The sequence below is a fragment of the Streptomyces xiaopingdaonensis genome, from assembly GCF_000262345.1.
GTDB lineage: Bacteria > Actinomycetota > Actinomycetes > Streptomycetales > Streptomycetaceae > Streptomyces > Streptomyces xiaopingdaonensis.
In genome coordinates, this window is sequence record NZ_AJTQ01000331.1 from 1 (window position 1) to 1,365 (window position 1,365).

The 1,365-nt window shown below is 73.0% G+C and carries 1 protein-coding gene and 1 pseudogene; both read right to left on the reverse strand.

Annotated elements, in window-relative coordinates:
- Positions 1 to 222: roadblock/LC7 domain-containing protein (locus tag UWG_RS0125010; protein ID WP_162130091.1), on the reverse strand; the 222-nt coding region annotated here is incomplete at its 3' end.
- A pseudogene (locus UWG_RS31585) lies at positions 223 to 1,365 on the reverse strand (histidine kinase); the annotation flags it as partial. It lies immediately after the preceding gene.

Genomic DNA, 1,365 nt, shown 5'->3' on the forward strand with positions numbered 1-1,365 from the left:
ACCACCGCCTTCGAAGATGCGGGAGGCGCCCGCGGTGAGCGAGGTCAATCCTGAAGCGACCGCCGCCAGTTGGTCGGCACGGTCGCGCGGAAAGCCCTCGGACATCGCAAGCAGAAGCCCGTCGGCGGAGACCACCACCGTGTGCGACACCCCTGGGGTGTTCTCCACAAAGTTGGTGATCAACCAGTTCAGATTTTGCGCCGCCTGGCTCATCGGACTCAACTAACGCTCCTGCTGGTAAGTGGGGCCAATGTCGCGCCCATCCGTGCCGGCCTGCCGGCCCTGCTGGATGCCGCGACGGAGATTGGTCAGCCGGCCGCGTACGTCGTCCGGCGCACGCGAGACCTGTGGTCCCGACTGCTGTGCGGACGACTGCTGTTGGGCGGTACCCGCGACCAGGTTGGCACGGGGCACCCGCCGCGGCAGGCCCGACGTGGTGACTCCCCCGGCAGACGGCTGGCGCACCTGTTCGGCACGGCGCCACCGTTCGTCGTTCGGCGAGGCTCCCCAGTGGGAACCGGTGTCGGAGCCGTCCTGCGGCGGGCCCTGAACGGGCTGCCGCTGCGGGGGTACGGCGGATGCCGGCTGATCCGGGCGCGGGGTGGGCGCCTGGGGCGAGCGCGGAGGGGTGTCCGCTGACTGCTGCGGCGCCTGGGCTGGTGGCTGCTGCGCCTGAGTCTGCTGTGGGGGGAAGGGGGCACGCGCCGACGGCCCCGCGCTGCGGAACCAGTTCGACTCCATCGAAGCGAAGATGGGGGTCGGGGTGTCGTCAGGCGCCTGAGGAACGGCGGGTATGCCGTACTCCGGTGCCGCGTGCGCCTGTTGTTGCTGGTGCTGCTGTTGTCGGGGCGCGTTCTCCTCGCCCCGCTGGGGAAGCGCGGGGAACTGCCCCGTCCCGCCGGGACCGGCGGCGCCGCCGCTTGAGGCCCCGGTGAAACCGGGTTGTGCGTACTCGCCGGTGGCCTCGTGTTCGTCGTGGCCACGCGGGAGGTCTTCGGTGGGGGCCTGCTGCCCGGCCGCCCAACTCGGGCGTTGCTGCTCGGCGTTGCGCTCACCGGCGTCCGGCCTCGCGAACGCGCCGGTGTCGCCGGGACCGCGCTGCGGCGCCGCGGCAGGGAACTGGGCGGTGTCGCTCGGTCGCGTGAACTCGCCCGTCTGTCCCGGGTCGTACCCGGCGCGTCCGTCCTGCGGCGGTGCCGCGAACTCGCCGGTGCGGCCGAAGTTCGGGCGTCCGCGTTCGGGACCGCCCTGCTGGAGCCCGCCGCCGACGGCGGGGAACTGCCCGGTGTCACCGGGACCGCCCTGCGGCGGAACGGCGGGGAACTGCCCCGTGTCACCAGGACCGCCCTGCGACGGCACAGCCGG